The 23139-nt window shown below is 39.2% G+C and carries 19 protein-coding genes and 1 tRNA gene; 6 read left to right on the top strand and 14 right to left on the bottom strand.

Features of this window, described 5'->3' with window-relative positions; translation table 11 throughout:
- Complete coding sequence (locus AC1DDK_RS01575) at positions 1-960, bottom strand: zinc-binding metallopeptidase family protein (RefSeq protein WP_216854362.1); 960 nt, start codon at positions 958-960, stop codon at positions 1-3.
- Between the two features lie 250 nt (positions 961-1210).
- Between AC1DDK_RS01575 and AC1DDK_RS01580 the strand changes: the two genes are divergently transcribed.
- Positions 1211-1284, top strand: a tRNA-Cys gene (locus AC1DDK_RS01580).
- 249 nt (positions 1285-1533) lie between these two features.
- Here the strand turns inward: AC1DDK_RS01580 and gloA2 are convergent.
- The 6 genes from gloA2 to AC1DDK_RS01610 form a co-directional block, all read right to left on the bottom strand.
- Entirely contained in the window at positions 1534-1917 is a 384-nt protein-coding gene (gene gloA2 / locus AC1DDK_RS01585; RefSeq protein WP_477633776.1) for an SMU1112c/YaeR family gloxylase I-like metalloprotein, read from the bottom strand.
- 14 nt (positions 1918-1931) lie between these two features.
- Entirely contained in the window at positions 1932-2954 is a 1023-nt protein-coding gene (locus tag AC1DDK_RS01590; protein ID WP_477611740.1) for a WD40/YVTN/BNR-like repeat-containing protein, read from the bottom strand.
- Complete coding sequence (locus AC1DDK_RS01595; RefSeq protein ID WP_477633777.1) at positions 2954-3385, bottom strand: DUF2147 domain-containing protein; 432 nt, start codon at positions 3383-3385, stop codon at positions 2954-2956. Before AC1DDK_RS01595 ends, AC1DDK_RS01590 begins: the two co-directional genes overlap by 1 nt.
- 57 nt (positions 3386-3442) lie before the next feature.
- Entirely contained in the window at positions 3443-4873 is a 1431-nt protein-coding gene (locus AC1DDK_RS01600) for an AcvB/VirJ family lysyl-phosphatidylglycerol hydrolase (protein WP_288880882.1), read from the bottom strand.
- Between the two features lie 9 nt (positions 4874-4882).
- On the bottom strand, positions 4883-7471 hold the full coding sequence (locus AC1DDK_RS01605; protein WP_477633778.1) for a phosphatidylglycerol lysyltransferase domain-containing protein: 2589 nt from the start codon (positions 7469-7471) through the stop codon (positions 4883-4885).
- 66 nt (positions 7472-7537) lie between these two features.
- The gene (locus AC1DDK_RS01610; RefSeq protein WP_288880878.1) at positions 7538-8902 is read right to left on the bottom strand and encodes a hypothetical protein; all 1365 of its coding nucleotides are present in this window, start codon (positions 8900-8902) and stop codon (positions 7538-7540) included.
- Positions 8903-9136: 234 nt separating this feature from the next.
- Here AC1DDK_RS01610 and AC1DDK_RS01615 point away from each other — a divergent pair, with 234 nt between their 5' ends.
- The 5 genes from AC1DDK_RS01615 (at position 9137) to AC1DDK_RS01635 (ending at position 15137) form a co-directional block, all read left to right on the top strand.
- Positions 9137-10207, top strand: coding sequence for a phosphotriesterase family protein (locus tag AC1DDK_RS01615; protein ID WP_288880876.1), 1071 nt, complete (start codon positions 9137-9139; stop codon positions 10205-10207).
- A gap of 161 nt (positions 10208-10368) precedes the next feature.
- Complete coding sequence (locus tag AC1DDK_RS01620) at positions 10369-11829, top strand: TolC family protein (RefSeq protein WP_337715226.1); 1461 nt, start codon at positions 10369-10371, stop codon at positions 11827-11829.
- Entirely contained in the window at positions 11829-12818 is a 990-nt protein-coding gene (locus AC1DDK_RS01625; protein ID WP_337715228.1) for an HlyD family secretion protein, read from the top strand. Before AC1DDK_RS01620 ends, AC1DDK_RS01625 begins: the two co-directional genes overlap by 1 nt.
- Positions 12818-14002: an ABC transporter permease gene (locus tag AC1DDK_RS01630; RefSeq protein WP_337715230.1), complete on the top strand. Its 1185-nt coding sequence runs from the start codon at positions 12818-12820 to the stop codon at positions 14000-14002. Before AC1DDK_RS01625 ends, AC1DDK_RS01630 begins: the two co-directional genes overlap by 1 nt.
- Positions 13971-15137: an ABC transporter permease gene (locus AC1DDK_RS01635; RefSeq protein WP_337715231.1), complete on the top strand. Its 1167-nt coding sequence runs from the start codon at positions 13971-13973 to the stop codon at positions 15135-15137. Before AC1DDK_RS01630 ends, AC1DDK_RS01635 begins: the two co-directional genes overlap by 32 nt.
- Here the strand turns inward: AC1DDK_RS01635 and AC1DDK_RS01640 are convergent.
- The 7 genes from AC1DDK_RS01640 to AC1DDK_RS01670 all read right to left on the bottom strand — a co-directional run bounded on the left by AC1DDK_RS01640 (position 15129) and on the right by AC1DDK_RS01670 (position 23137).
- Entirely contained in the window at positions 15129-15530 is a 402-nt protein-coding gene (locus tag AC1DDK_RS01640) for a DoxX family protein (protein WP_172660538.1), read from the bottom strand. The two genes, AC1DDK_RS01635 and AC1DDK_RS01640, sit on opposite strands and share 9 nt — an antisense overlap.
- 42 nt (positions 15531-15572) lie before the next feature.
- The gene (locus tag AC1DDK_RS01645) at positions 15573-16139 is read right to left on the bottom strand and encodes a DUF3347 domain-containing protein (protein ID WP_172660539.1); all 567 of its coding nucleotides are present in this window, start codon (positions 16137-16139) and stop codon (positions 15573-15575) included.
- A 97-nt stretch (positions 16140-16236) separates the two neighbouring features.
- Positions 16237-17451 (bottom strand): efflux RND transporter periplasmic adaptor subunit, encoded by a 1215-nt coding sequence (locus AC1DDK_RS01650; RefSeq protein ID WP_337715233.1) that lies wholly within the window; start codon positions 17449-17451, stop codon positions 16237-16239.
- Positions 17452-17454: 3 nt separating this feature from the next.
- Positions 17455-18690: an efflux RND transporter periplasmic adaptor subunit gene (locus AC1DDK_RS01655; RefSeq protein ID WP_337715235.1), complete on the bottom strand. Its 1236-nt coding sequence runs from the start codon at positions 18688-18690 to the stop codon at positions 17455-17457.
- The gene (locus tag AC1DDK_RS01660) at positions 18668-19939 is read right to left on the bottom strand and encodes a TolC family protein (RefSeq protein ID WP_246269514.1); all 1272 of its coding nucleotides are present in this window, start codon (positions 19937-19939) and stop codon (positions 18668-18670) included. Before AC1DDK_RS01660 ends, AC1DDK_RS01655 begins: the two co-directional genes overlap by 23 nt.
- A complete protein-coding gene (locus AC1DDK_RS01665; RefSeq protein ID WP_477633779.1) occupies positions 19905-21842 on the bottom strand; it encodes an efflux RND transporter permease subunit in 1938 nt (645 codons plus the stop codon). The genes AC1DDK_RS01660 and AC1DDK_RS01665 overlap by 35 nt, the downstream gene beginning before the upstream one ends.
- The gene (locus AC1DDK_RS01670; protein WP_172660543.1) at positions 21839-23137 is read right to left on the bottom strand and encodes an efflux RND transporter permease subunit; all 1299 of its coding nucleotides are present in this window, start codon (positions 23135-23137) and stop codon (positions 21839-21841) included. The genes AC1DDK_RS01665 and AC1DDK_RS01670 overlap by 4 nt, the downstream gene beginning before the upstream one ends.
- Between the last annotated feature and the right edge of the window lie 2 nt (positions 23138-23139).

Consider the following 23139-nt stretch of genomic DNA (forward strand, 5'->3'; position numbering starts at 1 on the left):
TTAGCAATTATTCAAGACAAGTTGCTGTTCGTAGACGGAATCGTCTATAATAGAAACATTAAAAACATCCTGCCTTACTGTAAATTTACATCTTGTATGATTTCTAATTGTATTTAAAATCTCCTTTTCAGTATAATTATGATCGTAAACAATTTCAACGGTGAACCGACACTCTTTTGAGCTGCAGTTTTGTCCACCGTCCATATTTACATTTGTAACGGTCATTTTAACTGGATCTGGAAGGTCTGATTCAATTGGATATATATATTCAGAAAACCATAAAATATCTGTTAAAGCGCTGCAAATAGCATTAGTGCCTTCTGCTCCTGCGGCAAGGCTTAATTTTGGACAGGCAATACAATCAAGAGTCATCTCACACTTTTCAGTGGCTTGTGTTAAAGCATAACTGCTAAAACTTTCTTTGTGAGGATCAAATAACATAGCTGTACATAAGCAATTGCATCTTTTTTTACCCTCAAGAACATTGTAATTAATACAGCTTTTACAGCCCTCCCAAAAATGTTCATCATGCGTAATTTGGTCAAATGTTACCGGTTCAAAACCCAGTTGATAATTCATTTTCATAATTGCCGCTCCAGATGTAATGCTAAATATCTTGGCCTCTGGATATATTCTTCTTGAAATTTTAAATATCCTTTCCTTAATTGCCTTAGCCACACCAGCATTTCTGAATTTGGGAGCTACAATTAAACCAGAGTTAGACACAAAGGAGCTGTTTTCCCAAACTTCAAAATAAGAGAACCCAACCCATTCACCACCCCCGGTTACTGCAATAACAGCTTTTCCTTCTTTTATCTTTTGGGCGATAGATTCGGGACTGCGCTTTGCGATCCCAGATCCTCTGGCAATTGCCGAAGATTCAGTTTCTTTAACGATTTCATCAACATGTTTTATATCAGCGACGGTAGCGATACGAACAAATATCATTTGATTTTCCATTTTTTTAAAAGATTAATGAACGGCTTTATCAAATGAGATGCCCATATAAAGCTTACAAGCAAGAAATGCCCTTTGTAATTAAATAAAGCCGTTTACCACCTATTTCTTGCCTTTTAGCCAATAAAAATAGTCTTCCAATATGGTATGGTTTATTCCGTTTTGGTTGGGCTCATGGATAAAAAAATAAAGTTTGAAAAAAAATATAAATAAAGTCTACAGTTTTAGTAGACTTTATTTATATTTGTCCCATAGTCATGTGGCCGAGTGGTTAGGTGAGGGTCTGCAAAACCTTTGACGGCGGTTCGAATCCGCCCTTGACGTCCAGTTCAATTTCTACATTGTCTGAATCATTAGATGTTTGGTTAGATCTAAGTTTTGTTTAAAAAGCAGCCAGGTTGGATGACCTGGCTTTGCTATTTAACAGCAGAAATGTATTTCCAGATCAGAAAGAAAAACTATTGCGAAAAGAAACGGGGATACAGCAATCCGCCGTATCCCCGCTATCTAAATTAACGCTCTCATATACATAGACGCCTAAATATTCTATTTATTGTATCAGAGGTAAAAAAAATATTATTTTTCATAAAATTCAATCGGGAGTTGGTCGGGATCAGAAATAAAAGTAAAACGTTTATCAGTAAACTCATCAACACGGATCGGTTCAGCTTCTACACCTTTACTATTAAGCACACTAATCACCTTATCAAGATCATCTACTTCAAAAGCAAGATGTCTTAATCCTGCAGCTTCTGGTCTTGAAKGACGTTTAACCGGATCAGGGAAAGAGAAAAGTTCTATAATGTAAATGCCATTTAATGCCAGATCTAGCTTGTACGATAACCTTTCGGCTCTATATACTTCTCTAATTATTGTAAGTCCTAAAACATCAGTATAAAATGCTTTCGAAACTTCATAGTCACTACATATTATCGCAATGTGATGGACTTTATTTATCATATTCTCAGTTCGTGTTACTTGGCTGCAATTGTAAGTTTATAAATCTCTCCCTTGTTTCCCGCTAAAAGAATAAGCTTACCCTTTTTTGCTTTTTGGACCACATTGAAGCTTGAGGTGGAAATATTATGCCAATTCAACCCTCCATCTTTAGATACATCAGTGCCGGATGTGCCGGTTGCCAGCAAAACCTTTGAATTAACATAAGCAACTCCCGAACGGAAACCGCTTACAGGCTTTAGAGGTTTTTTCCAGCTCTGTCCTCCGTCATTGGTCAACAATACATTATTGGTATTCTCTTTATCTTTTAAATAATTCCCACCAACAACAACCCCTTTGTTCTTGTCAAAAAATGCGATAGAGAACGGACCGGTGCTACTTTCTCCCTGTAAAATAGGACATTTAAAAACCTTCCAGGTGTATCCGTAATTGTTCGAAAAGTAAATATTAGATACCGCACCACCGGTTGCAATCCATACTTTACCCTTACCGATTGTTTTAATAGTAGATCCACTAGCAGCAAAGCTGGCTTCACCCGGGGCCATATTTGTTTTCAAATTATCCGAAACATCTGTCCATGAGGTTCCACCGTCTCTTGTTCTAAGAAGCTGCATCTTGTTCTTGATCGGATCACCAAAAGTCATTCCTGTTTGCCCATCCCAAAAGTCCATACCATCCAGAAAAATTGCAGAATCAACATTCTTATAATGCTCTGTCCATGTTTTACCACCATCTTTCGTGAGTAAAATAAACGCAGGAGCACCCGCATTTACAACTACCGCCCTATCCGCATCAAAGGCTTCAATATCTCTAAAATCAAGGGTTTCATACCCAGCAGGCATTATCCATTCCCAGGTTACACCTCCATCAATAGTTTTCCCAATACTGCCATTACTACCACTTACCCAGGCAACATGATCAGAAACAATAGACATACCCCTTAAGCTTGTATTTGTACCTCCTGTTAAGGGTATTAACTCATAGGTTTGTCCGAACCCTAATAAGGGCAAAAAAACCAGGCACCAGATTAGTTTTTTCATTATTTAACTCTTTTCCAAACTTCTGATCTGCCAATCAGAGAGATACCTACATATCCTCTCATGTTTAGCTGACCGTTATCTTTAAGTGTCATATTGCAGCTATAGGTCTTACCCGACTTAGGATCATATATCGTCCCATCAGTCCATTTACTACCTGCAAAAACAAAATCTTTAAGTATTTCTAATCCTAGTATGGGTCTTGATTTCAAGCTTKCATCAGGGTTTTTCAAATCCGTTTTAACAATTCCTTTGTCGTCTTTTGTTTCTTTGAGCCAAACTATTTTACCAAAGTATTTATCACCTTTTTTGGCTATTTCTACGTGAGCCTCACCGGTTGAATTGATCCATTTTCCAAGGATGGCATCCTTGTTTTGCGTAAAGCCAGAGAAAGATATTGCAGTGAAAAGCAACAGCAGTGAAAAATATTTCATAATCATAAGTTAGTGTTTTTTAAAGTTAACAAATCAGCCATAGAATAAGAAAAAAACTTACTCTGCCAGCTCCTTTAAAAGAACGGAAGAAATCGCTGAATAATCATCATTAAAATGATGAGTACCGGGAATACTGGTTACTTTGATGCCATTTCTCACAAATTTATCCTTAACATCAGCATCTTCTTCTGTCCCAAAAACACACAGGGGTTTTAATGATTTGATCTTTTTCATTTCTGCAATTACATCATATTTATCATTCGAGCTTCCAATGCTAAGCATGTCTGCAATGTGAATTTCAAAATCAGCGGTCACATCAGGAGAAAGTGAAAAAACTGCCTTTAAGTCGCCCTTCAACTCAGCTGACAACCTGCTTGCCAGAAACGGAACAACTGAAGCGCCAAAAGAGTATCCGGCAAGTACAAAGTTTTCTTTTCCAAACTCCTGTTTGTAATATGCGATGGCCTTGCTTAAATCTGCAGTTACACCCTCCGGAGTTTTAACATTCCAAAAATATTTTTGTGCATCAAGGCCAATTACTGAGAGTCCTTTTGATGCCATTGATTCGGCCAGAGATTGATCAAAACTAGTCCAGCCACCATCACCAGAGATCATAAAAACCAATGGCAGGTTATTCTTTTTACCAGATGGAACCAGTGTTAATGGCATCCCACCGGAATAAGCCTTAGGTTGCGAAGTTTTAAAGAAATCATAAGCAGATTTTTGCTCATTAAAGGATGGAGCAGCCAATACTTTTTTATATGCCGTATTAAAATCAGGAAGCCAATTATTAGCGATAGAAAATCCATGACCTACTTTTGTTAAGGTTACAAGTTCAGTCATTGGCATCCCCTTTAAAAAAGCTGCAGTAGCATCAAATGGGCAGGTCTGATCTTTCACCCCATTTAAAACAATAAATGGGGCAGTTAAGCTTTTTGTAGCCTCCAGATAGTAAGAAACCCCCGGCTTTAAAACATGCTGTGTGAGTCCGGCACCTTTACACATAGGTTTTTTAATATTAATATCTGGGCAAAAGCCTAAAGCTATAGCCCCCTTAAATGTATTTGCAGGTGCCTGCGCCAATATTCCGTATATCAGAACAGCCCCATATGAATACCCCAGAAGTACTGGCTTATGATAGTTGGTCAGTTTGTATTTCTTTTGGATAAAAAGACTCAGTTCTTCAAAATCCGCTGCTGGATATAAACATTGAGCAGATTCTTTTGATAAATAATTGCCATAACGTTTGCCATCAATACCTAACACCAATGCCCCCTGATTGGCAATATTCTTTGCCATATTAATAACTCCATTCTTCCAGCCGCCATCTCCTGAAACGAATAAGGCAACAGAAGTTGGAGTTCCGGTGGGATGATATACCGTTATTAAACCAAACTTCTTATACGTTACAGAATCAATTTCGCCGGCTACACTCTTTGTTATCCACAAGCAGATTAGCATAAAACATAAGGCAACGCATCTTTTCATATACTCTTATTAAGGTTTAATTACTTTAGTTAATACATTTGGAACCTGCAAAAGATCATAATCCTGATCATATATCAAATACTTATTGTGCCATACCGGCGAGAACTTCTCTTTTGATGCGCGCAGTCCCTTATAATGAGAAAATGACCGGATCTTTTCGTAGGCAAATCTCATAGATCGCTCGGTAAAATTGTGCGGTGTTGTAAGGCCCGACAAAGGGGCAAAACCCAGGTTAACTGCAGTATAATTTTGTTCCTTAAGGTGATTAAATAAGGCTACCATAATAAAATCAATAACACCGTTAGGCGCATCGGCAGTTTTTCTGATCAAATCGTAAGTTCCTTCGCCCTTTACATAATCAGGTATTACATTTAAAAAAGCAACAATCTTTTCTTCTGTGTTTTCTACCGTGATGATAGTTTGATTTTTCAATTCATCCCATATAAATATACCTTGCGAAAACACGATTTCTTCGCGCTCTGTTTCTTTAAGCCACTCGTCAGATACAGATTTAAGTTTTTGAAGCAAACCATCTTTAATGGGACCATTATAGATCTTTGTATGAAATCCCTGATCCGATACTTTTTTAAGCGCATTCCTGATAGATTTTCGGCTTCCCCCTTCCAAAGAAAAAGTAGTCAGATCAACCACGCCCTCTTGTCCTAGAAAAAGTCGCTTTTTTCCCAAAGAAACAAAATCGTCCAGGCTTTCTTCCGACACCCTGTAATAAAGGCTTTTCATCCCGCTTTCGATGCAATATCTGTCGAACGATTTGATAAAACCCTGTCTGTTTTCTGGCAGTGTAACCGGAAGCTCTAATACCACAGCAAAATTACCGGCTATTCGATAGGCAATAAATCCTTCCAGTTCGTCTGTGGTATAAATCAGCTTATCTCTATAAGTTTTGAAATAATCAATTGCTGAATTACCATATTTTTCCAGATCAGCTTTAGCCGCTTCAAATTCCTCTTCTGAAGTGTCCATTTTCAAAATATATGGCCTGATCAGTGTATAAATCAAGAAGGCTATAGATAAGAATCCGCTAATATTAATTGAAAAAAGGAAGCCTCTGGCAAACGCATCCTGAGGCACCAAATCAGAGCTACCCACCAATAAAAAATTTTGTAAAGTATACCTGATGGATTGCAACCAACTGAAGTCAATATCAAAATGTTTTTGATCAAGGAAATAGAATCCAATAACACCATAAAGCAAAACGGCCAGGATGCTTAATAACGTAGTTTGAATGCCAATAAACCTTAATCTTGAATTGTGTTTTATATAATACTCTTTTCTTGATCCTATTAAAATAACCAGCACAATTATCGAAAACCCGGCTTCTTCATAATCTATTGCTTTAGTTAAATGCCCTACCAGCGAAAGTATACACAAAGCAACTGCAAAGTACCATGCCATTCGCAGTCCTTTAAGCATAAATGCAGCTGTAACCAGCAGAAACAATCCCGMAAGCAATACAAAGTAATTGGACACTCTAATTGCTTCTATAGGAAGAAAATCTTTAAGAAATGCAAGCCTCGAGTGGATTGCAGGAGTAAGTACGGACACAATATTAATAATACCCAGCAGCAATAACAGCAAGGCAGGTACAATTCTCATTAATAATTTGTTAATTTTAAGAAGGAAGCTTAAGGCACCGAGAACCAGTGGAATCCAAAATTCCATAAAACGGTACAGCAATGTAATTGAAACTGCTGCTGCATTTGAGTAACCCAATCTAATTAAAATGAAAGCCATAGAGGCTTCTACCGCACCCAGTCCTCTTAAAAAAGGAGAAATAATTAAAAACACAACGGCAACTACGTAACTAATGGTAGCAAAAATTAAAGAGGGGTTCATGTCTAATGCAATCATCGCAATATAGATGTGAACTATGCCAACAACTTCTATCAGCATGCTGTAAACGAATGTTGAAAGAAAATGCTTACGTTCAATTTTATTGGCCCTAAACTCCGCTGCAAATACTTCAACAGAAGGAAGATATTTAACAACGAGCTTATAAACTACTCCTTTTTTTATAACCGACCTGTACAACAAATATATACCGGCAATTAACAGCAAGGCTGCCAACAAACCAAACCACTCTCCCTGACCTAAAGTTCCTTCTAAAACGCCATAAACAAATACAGGTATGGCAATTACCAATACCGATAAGATACCCACAAAACCATATATAGACGAGGCAAAATTAATTTGTGATCTGCTTACCCCCTTCTTTTCTATTGGCACACTAAAAAAAGCCAACGATGAGACCCCACCAGCCGGCAAGAAAACACTCACAAAGTTTCGCTTTAAAAAAAGAATGGTGCCATCTGCTATTGATATTTTGCTCGATACCGCAGCAAATGACGATCGGTACATCATTCCATGAATAAATACATAAACTACGCTCAATAACATCCCTGCACTTAACCACCACCATTTTGCTGTTATTAGCAACTGCTTTACATGATGTATTTCGCCCCGCTCCTGTTTAATAAACCAAATAGCAAGACCAATAAAAAAAAKAGTAAAAATATAACTGGAAATAATCTTTCCGTTCTCGCGGATAAAAGGCACAAAAAATTTGAAGCGCTTCATTAATTGGGATAATTAGAGTAGCAAAGAAAGTTTTTTTACTTTATAAATATAAGAAAAACATCTGTGTTATATTTCAATAACAAAAGGATGATCACTGGTTTTAAGTTTAACTGATTTTATATTCCTTAAAACCTGAACTGCTTCTGTGCCCTTTGTAGGATCATAAACTTTTACCAGAGGATATGCCTTGCTTAGTTTTATTTCTATTTCTTCAGTGCCCTTTGCTTTTTCTCCCCAAATTACCAATTCAAACCTGCCATTACTTTTTTGGAGCAATAGCGTATGCACAGTTTCAGGTTGACCAATAATTTGGAAAGCTAATTTCCCTAAGCTAAACTTTAATGGTTTGTCGGCCAGAATTGTAGTTAAGTTGTGTAAATATATGGCTGATTTTCTTGGGCTATAATCTGGCTTATAAAAACCAAAAGTTTGATTACCTGCCTCATCTACCCTGTCTCGCAATAAATAAACAGCAGTATACCTCCAGTTCCTCTTGAATTGCGACAGGTATAAGTTCAGGTAAAGTCGGGCTTGCTTCTCTTCAGTTATTTCATCAGTTAGCGTTCCCCCTGTTTCAGTTGTAACCCGCGGTAATGTTAAAAGTTCGTTTTCGGTATATCCCTTATGTTTTCCTCTCCAGGTTTTTCCATAATTGCCATAGAGCCCGTCAACCTTACACAGTGGCCCCGGATCGGCAGCATTCCATGTTTGGTTATCGTACAGTCCCGGATGGGAAGGATGTGAGAAATAATTATGACATGTTGCAAAATCAGCATATTTAGTTCCATCAGGCATTGATGTGCCAGCCCCTTTTGGTATTTTAAGAAATTGTAATCCTACATTATCAGTTTGTGCTCCATTTTCACAAAGATCCCATACCGGATACTTTTTCAATGTTTTGTCACTTTTAACTGCATCATATAAATCCTTTTGTAATTGAGCAACCGGCAACCAGGTTAAGTTCTTTCCGCCCTCTGCCCCTTTATATTTAAACCCCCAGTTGTTTGGTTCGTTAGAACCTTCAAAAGCCAGCAGGGCTCCTACTGCATCGAGCTTTCTGGCTCCCGCTAACAACCTTTTAATGTCAGTTCCGCCACTTAACAGACCGTAGCTAAATCTAACACCTGTCTCTTTATGGAGTTTAATGAAATCTGCCTCAGGAATATCTCCTTCATAACCTGCACGAATCCATCTGATGCCTGTATACTTCATTAGCTCGATAGTCTTGTCCAAAGATTCTCCCCGCTTCGAGATCGCTGAGTTTACGCCAATGCTATTGAGAAAATCAACTGATTTAACAGCCGTTTGAGCAATTATTGGATTTTGCGTTGAAGGCGTTTTTACACCTGTTAAAGACACAAATAATGCTATACCAACAAAACCAATTGTTAATTTTAATAAAAGCCCGGAATTCGTCTTTTGTTTGCTCATTAAAACAAATTTATAATATCTCAAATAAAGTAAAAGGTATGCTTAACAGCTTAATAAAGATGCAATAAAACCAGATACAATTCAAATTGTAGCATAATTCACTTTTAAAGGGTGGAAAAAAGACAAAGGTGCATTTGCTCTGCTTCTGGGCTAACCTTAAGCATTCCTGAGCCATAGGTAAAGCATAGCCCTACTAACTACATAAAAATACCGGTAATTAAATTATTTTTGTATATGGAGCGACGTCAGTTTATATCTCTTTCCTGTTTTGCAGGTTTTATCAGTTTATATCCGAGTTTTCTAGCGCTTGCAGCAGAATCATCTGGAGCTGAAAAAGGTTTTGTAATGACTGTGAATGGCAAAATTGAGACAAATTCAATGGGCCTTACCTTATCACATGAACACATTATTACCGATTTTAAAGGCGCAGAACCTGATACGCGTCCCGAATACGATAATGAAGTAACAGCAAACCTGTTGCTTCCCTATTTAAAAGCTGCTAAAAAATCTGGCGTCACCACCATTATTGAGTGTACTCCTGCACATATCGGCAGAAATGTAGAATTACTAAGATTACTTTCAAAAGCCAGTGGCATTAACATTATAACMAATACAGGCTATTACGCAGCAGTAGGACATAAATATCTACCCAACCACGCCTTTACAGAAACCAGTGAAGAGTTAGCTACCAGATGGCTAAAAGAATGGGAGAATGGAATCGATGGAACCGATATCCGCCCTGGTTTTATAAAACTTGGAGTAGATAGTGCACCACTGAAACCTATTGAAGAAAAATTAATTAAAGCCGCAGCAATTGCCCATCTAAAAAGTGGTTTAAAAATAGCCATACATACAGGAAATGGTGCCGCTGCGCGCCAGGAAGTCGAAATCCTTATTAAAGCAGGGGTAAGTCCGGAAGCTCTAATCTGGGTACATGCACAAAATGATCCAACAGGATTTTTCCACGTTGAACTGGCAAAAAAAGGTTGCTGGATTAGTTTAGATGGCATTAATGAAGACAGGGACTCGATTGTTCAATATCGAAATCATATTTACAGATTAAAAGGTGAAGGCCTGCTACATAAAGTATTGATTTCTCATGACGATGGTTTTGCCGTTACAGAAGAAGGCGGCAAAGCTGCTTTCAACGCTTTTAAAAATGGCAACTCAATACCTTATAACACCATTTTTGGAGTATTAAAACCTTCCTTATTTGAATTGGGGATTACACGGGATGAGTTTAAAATGATGACAGTAGGTAATCCGGCAAATGCTTTTCAGATAAAGGTTTGCCGTCAGGGTTAAACTTTAAGCGCCAATTATCATTATTAAGTTTCATAAATCGAAAATTTAATGTAAATTTTTAAAACTTTATTAGCCTGGAGAGAGTTGATAGATAAGATCAACTTTATTCAACACGTAAGCCATGTAAAGTTTAAAGTTATAGTACTCATTAACCTGGATCGATGAGAAACAAACCAACAAACCATCTTAAGTGGTACTTACTACTCATGATACTGGCAATTTTTGTTGTTACAGCAAACGGCCAAACGACCTCTCTTGAAACATGTTTTAATCTCGCCCGGGATCATAACATGACGCTCAGACAAGCAAAATCTGCACTGCTATCCAGTCAGTATAATTTGCAGGCCGAGAAGAAAAGCTACTTGCCCAAAGTAGACCTGCTATCTAGCTATACTTACCTTAGCAGCCCATTAACGGTAAATTTGCAGACAGTAAAAGATGGTATTGTAGAGGGTTCTTCAAAGCAAAGTGTTAATGCTGCAAATGAAGTATTTAAAGAGGTTACCGGCAATGATTTGTCGCAAGCCGCACAAGACCGGATATATAATGCTTCCAAAAATATTATCGGGAGCGTTTATCCCAACTATAATCCGAGTTTAAGTAAGCAATCTTATTTTGTAGCCGGCTTAGGTGTAAGGCAACCCATTTTTCTGGGAAACAAACTTGATGCTGCCAGTAACCTGGCTCAATCCCTTGTAAATTCTGCAGATATCAACGTTGATCTGGTAAATAAAGAAGTCGATTTTTTGATTGCAGCACAATACCTGCGCATTTTATATTTAAATACCCTGTTCAATAAGCAGCAGATAATGGTTGATGCGCTAACCAAAAACAACAATTATGCCCAGGAACTGGTGAAAAACCAAATCCTTGCGCCTTATCAGAAAAGCTGGACAAATGTAATACTAACACAGGCCGAAAGCCATTTCAATAACATCAAGCTGGAGCAGCAAAATGCCTATATTGAACTTAACAAGCTACTTGGCGTCCCGTTAGACTCTGCAATAATAATTACAGATACGCTGACATATGCAGTTATTGAGCCATTTAAACCTGAGGGCGATTTTTGGGAATCAAATCCTGTATATAAAATGGCCGGCAGTAAGATCTCGTATGCTAAAACAGCCGAAAAGATCAGCAGTTCATTTTCTTTACCCAACATTTTTGCCATTGGGAATTATAATTTATATCAAAGAGACCTGCCCCTACTTATGCCCGACTGGTTTGTTGGTGTAGAATTACAATGGACGCTTTTTAATGGACAAACAAGAAAAAGAACACTGGCAGCCAGACAATTGATTGAAGAAGCAAAACTTGCTGAGAAGAATGCAAGTCTGGGAATACAGGTCTTATCTACAGTTGCCAGAAACAAGATGAAATCTCTTCAAAATGAGGTGGCATCACTAGATAATGCAAGAAAGGATGCCCATACCACGAGCCGCCTGATCACAGAACGGATGAGAAACCAACTCTCCTCTCCAAAAGATGTAAATGATGCTTTATTAATAGAAACAGAAATTGAAAAAGGCTACCATACCGCAGTGTTTGGATACTATTTAGCCGCAGCAGAATATTTCAACAGTCTAGGTAAACCACAGCAAATAACTCAATACATTAAGTGATGAAAAACATTCTAAAAAACTATTGGGCACTGCTCATTCCTATAGTGGTAGTAATTATTGCTTTATTTTTCTTTCTGGCGGGAAACAAGGAAGATGAAAACAACTTTGTTGGGATGGTTGACGCATCTAGTGTTGACGTAGCAGCAGAATTTCCGGGCAGATTGGATTCACTGCTTGTTGAGCAGGGAGATACGGTAAAAAGCGGACAGTTAGTTGCCATATTACGTTCAAACGAAATAGATGCCATTAAGGCCCAAGCACTTTCAGCTATTGATGCAGCTAAAGGTCAACAAGAGTTATTAACCCACGGCGCCAGACCAGAGCTAATTGAAGCAACTTCTAAGCTGTATCAGATCAGTCAGGAACAGTACAACCTTTTTAACACCACTTATCAGCGTATGGAACGTTTATACAATGCTGATGTGATATCAGGGCAAGAGAAAGATGTATTCTATTTCAGATATCAGGCAGCTAAAAAAGAAATGGAAACTGCAGAGCTGAACTTAAAAATGCTGAAAGAAGGGACAAGGCCCGAGCTGCTTAAAACCGCTAATGCTATTGTAAAACAGGCAGAGCAGGCATACGAGCTTACAAAGGCTCTTGGAGATAACACCAAAGTTTATGCTCCTGCAGATGGAGTTATTTCGAGTTTGGTTACCCATCAGGGTGAGATCGTATCAATAGGCTATCCTATGATGACCATTGAAAAAAAGAATTCGACACTTTTACGGTTCAACATCAGGCAGGACAAAGCCAACTTATTGAAATTAGGAGCGGTTGCATCTGTAAAAGTACCGGGATGCGAACCTGAAATCTTCCCTGTAAAAGTAACCTCAATATCGCCAACACTGGAATTTGCCAATTGGGTACCATCAAAAGATAAGGGGCAGTTTGAACTTAGAACCTTTACCATAGAGCTTAAGCCCGAAAACCAATCACGGGTAAAAGGACTACGTTCCGGTATGACTGCATCATTAATTCTGCCTTAATGAATCGTTTTGGCCATATCATCATTAGGGAATGGAAGCGAATTCTCAGCTTAAAGGTATTTTACCTGGTTATGCTGGTTGTTCCCGTGCTTCTGTTTTCATTCTATGCGGTGATTTACCAAAAAGAAGAAGCTAAACATTTATCATTTGCCATATGGGATGACGACCAAAGTCCAGTTAGCCGACAGCTTACTTTTTTACTGGAACAAAGAGAAGCGTTAAACATTACAAGAAGAGTTAGCAGTGAGGCCGAGGTTGAAAGACTAATACAGCAGGGCAAAATACTTGGAGCCATACATTTCCCTGTAAACATGCAGAAAGACATTTACAGCAGACACCCGGTTAATGTAACGCTGTATACCAATGCAGCGTCTCTGGTACCAGCAAAAATGGTATATAAGGCCGTGGCCGAAGTTGTAATTACCGGGAGTTCGGGTGTAATTTTAAAGAAGCTGATAAAAACAGGAATGAAAGCCGATCAGGCGATGGCGCTCGCCAATCCAATTAAACTGAATTCTTATCAGCTCTATAATGCAAGTTACAATTACCAGGAGTATCTGGTGCCCGGATTAATAACCGTGGGCATACAAATGATACTAATCGTAAGCAGTATGCTTGCCCTGAATTATGAATGGAAAACTGAAACAATGCAGGAGCTGTATGAATTGTCAAAGGGTTCGGCCTTGACCGTAATTACAGCTAAAACCATTGCCCACCTTGTAATAAGCTGGGTTAATTTTATACTTATTGCTTTTGTTGTATTTCCCTTTTTCGATATTGGAATTTCAGCTGCCACTGGCAAATTCTTTGTTATTTATACACTACTCTCATTAGCATGCATTGGAATTGGTCTCTTTATTTCAGCTTTATTTAAAGATGTAATGCTCTCGGGTGATACCGCTTTATTTTATACTTCTCCGGCTTTTGTTTTTAGTGGATTTACATTTCCAAGATGGGCCATGCCATGGTACGATCAATACTATGCTACCATTATGCCTTACACACCATTTCTGGATGCCTTTTTTAAGGTTTATTATATGAATTTACCATTGCATTATGCACAGGCAGATTTAAATAAGCTTTTATTGTTTTGCGCAGTGATGTTCCCAACTGCAATTCTTTTATTTCAACGTCAGTTTAATACCAGTAAAGATGAAAAAGCAATCAGGGCAGTCCATAATTAAGCTCTTTTTAAGAGAGGCCGCCCTTGTGGCGAAGGACCATAGCTTGCTCCTGACCCTCTTGATTGCGCCGTTGCTTTATGCGTTTTTTTATGGAAGCATCTACATTAATAAAGAAGAGCAAAATGTAAAGCTTGCTGTTGTTGATGATGATCATTCAAGGCTATCAAGGTTGCTCCAACAAAATATTGATAACTCTCCTATTGTTGAATTAATTCATTTCCCTAATCTTGAAGAGGCCAAAGAGCAAATGTACCGTGGAAACTGTCAGGGGTATTTTTATATTCCAAAAGGTACAGAATCAAATTTACTAACCTTAAAGCAGAGCAATGTGGTACTTGCCGTAAATGCAGCCCGGTTCCTGCCCTCAAGCGATATCCTAATGAACGTGCAGCAAATATGCCTTACCATTGGTGCAGGTGTACGCTTACAGTATTTCCAAAAAAGCGAAGGCATGAGCTCCACCATAGCCATGCAAAACGTACTGCCCGTGAATTTAGATTACAGGCCAATGTTTAACGAAAGATCAAGCTATGGTGCATTCCTGCTCCCTGGACTACTGGCATTAATTTTACAACAAACCTTACTGATAGGTTTATCTGAAAGTGTGGCCGGAGAGCGACAACATTCACGTATTGGGGAGTGGCTAAGGGGAGGAATATCTACCGGTATCTGGGGGAAAGGATTATTTTATCTGTTTCTATTTTCAGCTTATGCTTTTTTCTTTTTGAATGTAAACTATAACCTGCTCAATTTACCGATGCGCGGCAATGGTTTCGAATTGAGTGTCTTATTGATACTGTTTATTCTTACGCTTATTCCTATGGCTCAATTTATTGGATCGCTGTTTAAATCGCAATTGCTCTGCCTGCAAATGATGGCTTTTTCTACTTATCCGATTTTTCTGATCACGGGATACTCATGGCCATTCGAATCCTTACCCTTAGCTGTTCAATGGCTATCAAAACTATTACCTACAACACCATTTATTCAAATCTATTCCTCAATAGTTCAGTCGGGAGCGAGTTTATCAGCAAATCCTTCAGCATTAATACATTTAATTTTGCTTTGGTGTTTTTATAGTGTTATTGCCTACATCAGGTTGAATATGTTAAAAAAGAATCTTTTATCAGCTTAACTTGCTTTTTGATTCATCAGCCGCAATTACAATAAAGCAAACGATCAATATTGCGCTGTATTCGATCCCCCCTGATCCATGTTCGCCAACAAACCAACCATTTTCTGCATGTATGATTATAATGCCAATTGCAAGCATTATGATAAATCCTATTGAAATCCATTTTCTGAAATACCCGGCAAGGAGCAATAGTCCTCCTATGATTTCAAATGCAGTAATTCCCCAAACAAAAGCGGTTCCGTATACAAAGCCTTTGCCGTTAAGAAAGCCACCGAACCGCTCAATAGTTCCACCGGTTATACGAACTACGGCATGTGCAAGGAACAACAAACAAGTAAATACCCGTAAGAGCCCCAGACTTTGATTTAAAGAGATGAAAGGAAATGATTTCATTTTGATGATTGGTTTCTATAAATATATAGAAACCAATCTCAATTATTGTATAGTTTCTTTCACTTCGCCACAGGCCAGCATGTTTTCGCCAAAATAAGGGTTTTTTATTTCTTTTTGGTTGCTTAACCACGATGCTCCTTTGTCATTTAAAGCCATTGGGCAATAATCTACATATACTTCTCCGGAACTTAAACCAGATGCTTTTACTCTTTCTATAAAGTTTGTACTCAATTCAGCATATGCAATTCTTTGCGCATCAATATCAGTTGCTGATCCTATTTTCGCTACTAATGAGGCTAAAGAAGTGCCATTAGCTAAATCTTTAGCGCCTAGTTCAATTGCATTAGCTGCCACTTTTGCCTCAGCCACATCGCCTTTAACAAGTGCATTGGTTAAATGAACATAATGTTGATAAACTGCATTTAATTTATCGTCTTTTAAATTTACGGCAGCAGCAGTACCCTTTTCTGTAGTTTCGGCATGCGTTTCTCCTGCCGCGTGACTGTGGCCTTCGTGTGCATCTGTTTCTGTTGTTTTTTGTGGGTTGCTACATGCAGCAAATAAGGTTACTGCTGCCAAAGTAATAATGAAATTAGTTACTGTTCTCATCTTCTTCTTTTTTATTAATTAATAATCTAAGTTTTATTCAATTTTAGTTTGTCACCTAGGGTTTTGTTCGTCATCACGGCACTCGTCCGTCGTCAGCTCAATGATGCCCAACAGGATTTTTACCTTTTTTAAGAATATACTCGCTATATAAAAGATAAGCTCCTGTTACTACGACCTGATCTCCATTTTTAAGTCCTTCAGAAATTTCAACTTCATTGTTATTCTCCTGTCCTGTTTTTACCGATCTGGGTTCAAAGCTGTCTTTACCCTTTTTAATCCATACATGCATACCTTTACCATCTCTAATTACCGCATCAACCGGCAAAGTCAATACATTACTCTTATTTGCTGATGGTAAAAAAACATTTGCCTGCAGGCCTGGTTGCCATTGATTTTGAGGATTAGCAATACTTCCCCTGATCTGTGTAAGCTGGGTTCCAGATTGAAGTGACGGGGTAATGAAGCTAATGGTCATTTCCTGTGGCTGATCTTCCCATCCGGCAATAACAACCTTAACTTTCTGACCCATCTTTATATTTTTTGCCTCGCTTGGATAAACATCGGCTTCAACCCATAACTGCCCATATCCTTCCAATCTTAAAATCGGACTCCCTTCTGTTACATACTGACCCTGAGTCACTGACAACTCAGCAACTACACCACCTTCGGGCGCGTAGAAAACCACATACGGATCTTTCTTTTGAGTTTTAACAAGCTGCTGTACCTGACTTTCGGATTGCCCGTACAACAGTAATTTCTGTTTTGCAGCGGCAACAATCTGCCGCTCTATTTTATCTCCCTTGAATTCTTTTTCCTGCGCCATCGCCATCAGATATTCTTGCTGGAGTGTGGCCAATTGTTCTGAATAAAGCTTGTATAAAGGCTGTCCTTTACCAACCTTAACACCAGTTTCTCGTATATATAATTGCTCTATTCTACCGGCAATTCTGCTGGAAACATAACTGCTTTGCTCTGGGTTAACAGTAAGCCTTCCATTAAGCTGTTTCGCTCCTGAAAGACTACCTTCACCTACCAATACCGTGGTAATATTTGCTAAAGCTTGTCGCTTTTCATCTATTTTCAGCGCCTTTTCATTACTGTTTTTTTCAAATGGAACCAGATCCATTCCACAGATGGGGCAAGTGCCCATCTCATTTTTTATCACCTGCGGGTGCATCGGACAAGTAAACGTTTGCTGTTTTGCGACAATCATTTTACCTTTTGATTTATCCTCACTACTGCAGGCAGCAATGAATATTGATGGAACCAACGCCAACAAGGCAATCTTTTTTATAAATAATTTCCGTTCCATAACTTAATTTCCTTTGTTCTCAGTCATTTTTATGAAGCTTTCGCTATCTACCAGATAAGCCGCTTTTTTACTTACCTCCCAGCTGCCGATGTCTTCTTTAATCTGTATCATTCCGGCAATGGTAATCCCCGACTTTACCACTTTAGGGATAACAACATTCCCTTCCTTTTTAAAAACCACTGTTTTATTACCCAGCGATATCGCAGTCGATTCTGGCAGCCACCATGAGGCATGAAGCAATACAGGAATTCTGGCAGTTAGCAGCTCACCTACCCTAAAGTTTGGTTTATTAAGGTAAGTGCGGGCAATAGTAAAGTTTACCCCATCTTTAAAAACAGGCTGTATCATACCTATGCTAGCATTCTGAATAGTACTTTTATCAGCCGTTTTATAGAATAAAAAATGATCGCCCTTTTTTATAAGCGATGCCAGAGCAGGCTTTAAGGAGAATTCAGCGATCAGCTGATTAGCATTATAGATGGTAAAAAGCGATTGTCCGGCACTCACATATTGTCCTGCACGTAATAACACAGGGGAATTTACAGGCGCGGCACTTACAGGAGTAGCCGCAGATGAGCTTCCTCCGCCTCCCATATTGTCCATTTCATCTCCACCAGATGATGGCACAGCTACACTTGGTGCTGCAACTGGCGCCGTAGATTTTTCAAGTATGTACCCATCAGCATTGCTATACACAGGAATGCGGTAGTTTACCTTTCCTGTTTTTATTAGCTGATTAATACTGGCAGCACTCATTCCCAACAACATCAATCGTTGTTTTGCCCCCTGGAGCATCGTCTGATCAGTCCCTGTACCTTTCAGGAATAGTAATTCCTGTTGTGCGGCTGCCAAATCCGGTGAATAGACCTCCATTATCAATTGTCCTTTTTTAACAGGTTGGTAATTGTATTTAATCAGCAAACGTTCTATTCTTCCACTCACTCTGCTGGCAATGCTGTTCTGATTTCTTGTATCGTAATTGATTATGCCCTGAACCTCTTCTGTAAATATTTTGGTTCCATATTCAGCCTTAATTACCGGGAGCGTAGATACCACCTGCTCATTTGAAGGTTTCAGCAAATGAGAAAGGTTACTGTCAATTTTTACAACACCAGGATCATCATGATTCATGTGCTTATTGTCTTTCCCCCTGTTGCAAGAGCTGATTACCAACGCGCCGATCAGGACCATTGCAAGCCATACGTAGGTATGCCGCTTAGCGATATAATTCTTTCTCATAATCGGCTATCATTAAATAAAGTTTCAATTTCTCATCCAAAACGCTGGTTTGCATCATAGTAAGGGCCTCCCATGAATCAATTACCTCAGGCAGTTCCATTTTATTTTCACGGTAATTCAAAAAGTTAACATCCAGTGATTTTTGCAGTGCGGGAATAATCTTGCTTTCCATAGCATCGATACGCTTTTGCATAGATTGGATTTCGAATTGCATACCATACAGCATCCCTTGGGTTTCCTGTAACATGGCAGCCTTTTCTTTATCCATCGCCTGCACTTCGTATTCCATTCCTTTTACTTCCGATTTATACATTTTTGAAGACCACGGGGCAATCGGGATGCTTACCATCCCCATTACACTAAAAGCCTTCGGCATCATCTTGGTTAAAGGCGACATATGATCGAACCGCAGCTTAAAATCGGGTCTGCTTTGTTTTTTCATTGCTTCAATATTCAGCTGCATAGATTGGATATTGTAATCCATCTTCTTAATATCATTTCTGGCCAACGCCAAACTCCCGGTATCAATAGCATCTGCCTGTACAAACTTTGGCTGATAATTGGTATCAATAGCTATATCTGCATTTCCCGGCTGGTTCATTAAACTATTTAACCAGGCTCTGGATTTAGCAATATCGCCTTCCTGCATGCGGATCATGTTTTTGTTTTCCTCCAGTTTTGCAGTGGTTTTATATACGCTACCTAATTTCGATTGATTAAAAGGATACCTGATCTCTTCAATCTTCTTCATGGTCTGCATAATTTTCTCATTCTGTTTCAGCACTTCTATTTTTTGTACTGCAACCAGCCAACCGAAATACAGCCTTTTTGCCTGCGTTTTATATTCATTTAAGGTAATGCCGCGGGTTTCATTCTCTGCCTTACCCTTAGATTCGATATAGCGTTTGTTGGCATTTAATTTAGATAGGTTTGGGATATCCTGTTCCAGCTGTATCATTACAGATCCTTTATCCCTGTCGTCCATAAGTTCCTGACCGGGATAAGGGGTCATAAATGTACCTACACCAATCATTGGTGCCATCCAGGCAGTTGCCGCTTTAGCGGTATGTTTATAGCTCTCGGCCTTTAAACCATACGACTGCAGCAACAGGTTGTTTTTATCTATACGGTGCAAAATCGTATCCAAGGAAAGCACCTGTTTTTGTTGTGCTGTTGTGTAAAATGGCAGCAGCAACAATATCCATGTTAATTTTTTAATGATGTACATCGTGAACCTCCAGTTTTCCATATTTCCTCAATTCATACTCTTTGGACATTAAAAAGATAAGCGGTGTAACCAACAGAATGTGTGTGGAAGAAGTTAGTACCCCACCTATCATTGGCAGCACTATTGGTTGCATTACATCTACCCCAACACCACTGGCCCATAACACGGGTACCAATCCGAATAGCGACACACAAACTGTCATAAGCTTGGGTCTCAACCTTTTTGCTGCACCATGAATTACATATTCTCTAAGGTCTTCCTTGGTAATGGTCTCGCTCGAATTCCCTTTTAATTTGATCAGCTGCTGCATGGCATCATTCAGGTAAATTACCATCACAATCCCTGTTTCCACAGCAATCCCGAACAGGGCTATAAAACCAACGGCTACACCAACAGACAAATTCACTCCCCAGAAATAGATCATGTAAGCCCCCCCAATTAAGGCAAAAGGAACCGTAATCAGACTTAAAAAAGCTTCTCTAATAGAGCGAAATGCAAAATACAGAGAGAAGAAAATGATCACCAAAACCACCGGAGCAATCCACATCAGTGTTTGCTTACCCCTTATCAGGTTTTCATACTGTCCACTCCATTCCAGAAAATACCCCTCGGGAAGAACCCCCTTCTCTTTATTCAGCTTCTCCATTGCATCCTTAACCGTGCTGCCCAAATCTCTATCGCGAACGTTAAACATTACAGCACCACGCAGAATAGCATTATCAGAGCTGATCATTGGCGGCCCATCTTCAAACTTCACATCGGCAACTGCCGATAAAGGAACTTCACCAAAGGAAGCTGATTGAATAGGGATTCTTTTAATGCGTTCTACACTGTTGCGGTATTCCTGAGCAAGGCGTACGCTTATAGAAAAGCGCTGTCTGCCTTCAATAGTATTGCCAATAGTTGCTCCACCAAGTGCACTTTCAACAACCTGATTAACGTCATCTACGTTTAAGCCATACCTGGCCAACTCTTCTCTTTTTACATCAATAGACAGGTATTTACCCCCTGTAATAGGTTCTACAAATAAATCGCTTACCCCAGGGGTACCTACTAATGCTGCTTTTACCTTTTCTGACACCGAAGCAATTGTATCCAGATTTTGTCCGAACACTTTTATTCCTACATCGGTACGGATACCGGTAGCCAGCATATTGATCCTGTTGATGATTGGCTGTGTCCACCCGTTTACCACACCCGGAATTTGAAGCTTGGCATCCAATTCTGTCACAATATCTTTTTTAGTGACGCCCTTTCTCCATTCGCTTTTCGGTTTCAAAGTAATGATTGTTTCGATCATACTAATCGGCGAATTATCTGTAGCGGTATTTGCCCTTCCTGCTTTTCCAAGAACCTTATCTACCTCCGGTACCGATTTAATAATCTTATCCTGCACCTGTAATATCCGCTTTGCTTCTGCATTTGAAACATCAGGCAGGGTTACCGGCATAAACAAAATACTTTGTTCATCTAATGGCGGTATAAACTCTGTGCCTAAATTTTTAAGCAAAKGAATTGTAATTAGCAAAGCGATGATATTAATGGCAATAGTTGTTTTTCTCCATTTCAATACCGTTCTGATAATTGGCTCATACACCTTTTCTAAAACTCTATTTACCGGGTTTGCATGATCAGGTCTGAATTTCCCTTTCATAAAGAAAGAGATCAGTACAGGAGCCAGCGTAATCACCAAAAAAGCATCAACAATCATGATAAATGTTTTGGTGTAAGCCAGCGGGTGAAACAACTTACCCTCCTGTCCGGTTAGCATAAATACCGGTAAAAAAGAGGTTATAATAATTACCGTAGCAAAGAATACACCTCTGGATACCTGCTTGCTGGATTTAGTGATCACCGCGAGGCGATCTTCTTCGCTAATCCAATCCGGAGATTTGCGAAACATATTTTTAAACCAGTTCATCATGATGCTGTCGTTTTATTTTGATCCTTTTCCCACTGTTCGTATCGTTCTGCCAAATGCTTATAAGCATTTTCACTCATGATAATTCCATTGTCTACAATTACCCCAATGGCCAGTGCAATACCGGTTAGCGACATAATGTTGGACGAAATATCAAAGGCATTGAGCAGGATAAAACTTGCGGCAATAGTAATAGGAATTTGTATAATGATACTTAGTGCACTGCGCCAATGAAACAGGAATACAAATACGATTAGGGATACTACGATCATCTCTTCGATCAGCGTATTTTTTATAGAGTCTACAGATTCTTTAATCAGTTCACCTCTATCATACACGATATCAAATTTTACACCTTTAGGCAAGCCTTTTGACACTTCCTTCATCTTTTCTTTCACCCGATCAATTACCTCTGCAGCGTTTTCGCCATAACGCATTACTACAATACCGCCTGCACGCTCGCCCTTGCCATCCTGATCAAATATGCCTAATCGGGTTTCTCCAGTCATCTGAACCGTAGCCAGATCAGACACCTTTATTGGCGTACCATTCTGATTCTTTACCGGGATATTCGAAATTTCTTCAATGGATTTGAGGTAGCCCGATGTTTTGATGATATAGCCCATGTCGCTCATTTCAAACTTTCGTCCGCCCGACTCGTTATTATTGCTCCTAACTGCGGCTATTACCTGAGGCACAGTAAGTTTATAATACAGCAATTTGTTTGGATCTATCGAGATTTGATATTGTTTCTGAAAGCCACCAAATGAGGCTATTTCACTTACTCCGGGAACGGTTTGCAAAGCGAACTTTACATACCAATCCTGTATTGCCCGTTGCTCGCCCAAGTCCATTTCAGGAGCATCTAAGGTATACCATAATACATGACCCACTCCTGTTCCATCAGGACCAAGTTGCGGAGATACGCCTTCTGGCAAGGTTCGGGATATGGTACTGATCCGTTCCAAAACCCGCTCTCTGGCCCAATAAACATCAACATCATCTTCAAAAATCACGTAGATAAAGCTCATCCCGAACATGGAGGAACCTCTTACATACTTAATTTTAGGAATCCCCTGCAAATTGGTTACCAGCGGGTAAGTCACCTGATCTTCAATTAACTGTGGCGATCTGCCCATCCACTCTGTAAATACGATTACCTGATTTTCTGAAAGATCAGGAATCGCATCTATTGGATTTTTTTGTACGGAGAAAACTCCCCATATAAACAACCCTGCGGAAAGTACCAGCACAATAAATCTATTGCGCATCGACCATTCTATAATTTTATGTACCATTT

It is taken from the genome of Pedobacter sp. 05T44, from assembly GCF_056395985.1.